The organism is Acidiphilium sp. PM, assembly GCF_000219295.1.
Lineage (GTDB): Bacteria > Pseudomonadota > Alphaproteobacteria > Acetobacterales > Acetobacteraceae > Acidiphilium > Acidiphilium multivorum.
Map to the genome: position 1 here is coordinate 1 of NZ_AFPR01000147.1, position 3,943 is coordinate 3,943.

2 protein-coding genes are annotated in these 3,943 nt (G+C 71.7%); both read left to right on the plus strand.

Going from position 1 to position 3,943, the window contains the following annotated elements; translation table 11 throughout:
* Positions 1-86 precede the first annotated feature (86 nt).
* On the plus strand, positions 87-719 hold the full coding sequence (locus tag APM_RS07125; RefSeq protein ID WP_083818661.1) for an urea amidolyase associated protein UAAP2: 633 nt from the start codon (positions 87-89) through the stop codon (positions 717-719).
* Positions 716-3,943, plus strand: a 3,228-nt coding sequence (locus tag APM_RS07130; protein ID WP_039888027.1) for a 5-oxoprolinase/urea amidolyase family protein, incomplete at its 3' end; no start/stop codon positions are given. The genes APM_RS07125 and APM_RS07130, both read left to right, overlap by 4 nt.

The following is a 3,943-nucleotide window of genomic DNA, read 5'->3' on the forward strand; positions in this document are numbered from 1 at the left end:
GGGGGCGGACGATCCGTGCCGGTGCGCGACGGAGGAGGCCGCGCGCGGCTTCGGGAACAATGAGCGCTATTTCGCGTGAGGGCATGATGGAACACCATTTCGACGCGGCGATCCTCGATGTCGTGGTGCCGGCGCGCGCGCCGTTCTCGGCCACGCTGAAGGCGGGGCAGGTGCTGCGGATCATCGACCTGGAAGGCCAGCAGGCGGTGGATGCGCTGTTCTATAACGCCGCCGATCCGGGCGAGCGCTATTCGGCGCAGGACACGCTGGCCGCACAGGCGCGGGCCGGCGGGCGGTATGACCTTTCGGCCGGGTCGGTGCTGCGCTCGAACGAGGGGCGGGCGATGGCGACGATCATCGCCGATACCTGCGGGTTTCACGACACCAGCGCGGGGGCGTGCTCGTGCGAGAGCAATACCGTGCGGTTCGGGTACGCCACACGGTTCATGCACGCGTGCCGGGAGAATTTCCTGACGGAGCTCGCGAAATACGGGATGGACAAGCGCGATCTCGTTTCGAATGTGAACTTTTTCATGAACGTGCCGATCCGGCCGGATGGGGAGCTGACGGTGGATGACGGGGTGTCGGCGCCGGGCGGGTATGTCGAGCTGCGGGCGGAGATGGATCTGCTGGTGCTGATTTCGAACTGCCCGCAGGTGAACAACCCGTGCAACGGGTTCCGGCCGACGCCGATCCGCTGCGTGGTGTGGGAACCATGAGGCGGGAGGCCGGGTTTTCCAGGGTTCTCATCGCCAACCGGGGGGCGATCCTGGCACGGATCGGCCGGACGCTGAAGCGGATGGGGATCGAGTCCGTCGCGGTGCATTCGCCGGCTGACCGGTTCACCGCGCCGGTGCTGGCGGCGGATCATGCCGTGGCGCTGGCGGGGAACGCGGCTTCGGAGAGTTATCTCGATGTCGGGGCGATCGTGGACGCGTGCCGGGCGAGCGGGGCGGAGGCGGTGCATCCGGGCTACGGGTTCCTCGCCGAGCGGGCGGATTTCGCCGAGGCGCTGGCGGATGCGGGGATCGTGTTCATCGGGCCGCGCCCGGAGCAGATGCGCGCCTTCGGGCTGAAGCACACGGCGCGGGCGCTGGCGCGGGACGCGGGCGTGCCGCTGCTGCCGGGCTCGGGGCTGCTCGGCTCGGTGGAGGACGCGGCCGAGGCGGCGGCGGAGATCGGCTATCCGGTGATGCTGAAGAGCACGGCGGGCGGCGGCGGGATCGGCATGGCGCCCTGCGCGGACGAGGCGGAGCTGCGGGCGCGCTTCGCCGGGATCAGCCGGCTGGCGCAGGCGAATTTCGGCGAGGCGGCGCTGTATCTGGAGAAGTTCGTGACCGCGGCGCGGCATGTCGAGGTGCAGATCTTCGGCGACGGCGCGGGCGGGGTGATCGCACTCGGGGCGCGGGATTGTTCGTTGCAGCGGCGCAACCAGAAGGTCGTGGAGGAGACGCCGCCGCCGGGGATTCCCGCGCCGGTGCTGGCGGCGATGGAGGACGCGGCGTGCGGCCTCGCGCGGTCGGTGCGGTATCTCTCGGCCGGGACGGTGGAGTTCATCTACGACGCGGCGACGGAAGGATTTTACTTTCTAGAGGTGAACACGCGGCTGCAGGTCGAGCACGGGGTGACCGAGGAGGTGTTCGGCATCGACCTGGTGGAGTGGATGATCCGTGCCGCCGCCGGCGGGTTCGCGCTGCCGGCGGGGCTGACCCCGCGCGGGGCGGCGGTGCAGGCGCGGCTCTATGCGGAGGACCCGGCGGAGGGGTTCCGGCCCTCGACCGGCCGGATCACCGCGCTGCGCTATGGCGCGGGCGCGCGGGTGGACGGGTGGATCGCGCCGGGGAGCGAGGTGACGCCGTTCTACGATCCGATGCTGGCGAAGCTGATCGGGCGCGGGGCGGACCGGGCGGCGGCGATCGCGGCGCTGCGGGAGGCGCTGGCGGCGACGGTGGTGACCGGGATCGAGACCAACCGCGCCTATCTGCTGGCGGCGCTGGACGATACGGATTTCCGCGCCGGGACGATGACGACGGCGACGCTGGGGCGGCTGGACTGGCGGGGCGAAGGGATCGCGGTGCTGGAGCCGGGGGCGCAATCGTCGTTGCAGAGCCTGCCGGGGCGGCTTGGCGCCTGGGAGGTGGGGATTCCGCCGAGCGGGCCGATGGATGCGCGGAGTGCCGCGCGGGCGAATGCGCTGCTCGGCAATCCGCCGGGGACTTCGGTGCTGGAATGCACGCTGAGCGGGCCGGTGCTGCGCTTCCGCGGCGATGCCGAGATCGCGCTCGCCGGGGCGCGGATGGCGGCGACGCTCGATGGCGCGAGGGTGCCGCATGACGCGGTGGTCGCGGTGCGGGCGGGGCAGGTTCTGGCGCTGGGCGCGATCGAGGGGCCGGGGCAGCGCTGCTATCTCGCGGTGGGCGGCGGGTTCATGGCGGCGGAATTCCTCGGCTCGACCGCGACCTTCGCGCTGGGCGGGTTCGGCGGGCATGGCACCGGCTGCCTGAACGCGGGGGATGTGCTGCATTTCGCCGGGCTGGCGCGTGGCGAAGCGGCGGCGCCGGAGGCGGCGGAACTGACCGCGCGCTGGGAGATCGCGCTGCGCCACGGGCCGCACGGGGCGCCGGATTTCTTCACCGAGGCGGATATCGAGACCCTGTTCTCGGCCTCCTACGAGGTGCACCACAACTCGGCGCGGACCGGGGTGCGGCTGGTCGGGCCGAAGCCGGACTGGGCGCGGGCGGATGGCGGCGAGGCGGGGCTGCATCCCTCCAACATCCATGACGTGCCCTATGCGGTGGGGGCGGTGGATTTCACCGGGGACATGCCGATCCTGCTCGGGCCGGACGGGCCCTCGCTCGGCGGGTTCGTCTGCCCCGGCGTGGTGGCGTCGGGCGATCTGTGGAAGCTCGGGCAGGTGCGGCCGGGGGATGTGGTGCATTTCACCCGCGCCGACGCCGACCCGGCGGTGCTGCACCGGTCGGAGACGATGGTGGTGCGGCGGCAGGGGGATGCGAACCTGCTGGTCGAGTTCGGCGCGATGACGCTGGATTTCGCGCTGCGGCTGCGGGCGCATGCGTTGCAGGCGGCGCTGCGGCTGGCGGGGCTGAAGGGGATCGTCGATCTCACGCCGGGAATCCGCTCGTTGCAGGTGCATTTCGACCCGGACGCGGTGCGGGCGCAGGTGCTGCTGGAGGCGATCCGCGCGATCGAGCCGGATTTGCCCGATCCGGCGGCGATGACGGTGCCCTCGCGCATCGTGCATCTGCCGCTGTCCTGGAAGGACGGGCAGGTGATGCTGGCGATGCGGAAATATCAGGAGACGGTGCGGCCGGACGCGCCCTGGTGCCCGGACAATGTGGAGTTCATCCGGCGGATCAACGGCCTCGAGTCCGAGGACGCGGTGCGGCGGATCGTGTTCGACGCCGATTATCTCGTGATGGGGCTGGGCGATGTGTATCTCGGCGCGCCGGTGGCCACCCCGATCGACCCGCGGCACCGGCTGGTGACGACGAAATACAACCCGGCGCGGACCTGGACGCCGGAGAACGCGGTGGGGATCGGCGGGGCGTATCTCTGCGTCTATGGCATGGAGGGGCCGGGCGGCTACCAGCTGTTCGGCCGCACCGTGCAGATGTGGAACAGCCATCCCGGCGGGCGGGCGCCGTTCGGCGACACGCCCTGGCTGCTGCGGCATTTCGACGTGCTGCGGTTCTACCCCGTGGACGCGCGGGACCTGGCCGAGGCGCGGGCGGCGTTTCCGCACGGGCGCTATCCGCTGCGGATCGAGGAGACGACATTCTCGCTCGCGGCGCAGCAGGCGCTGATGGCGGCGGAGGCGGAGAGCATCGCCGCCTTCCGCGCGCGGCAGGGGGCGGCCTTCGCCGCCGAGCGCGAGGCCTGGCGGGCGATGGGGCTCGACGCCGCCCCGGCCGAGGAGCTGACG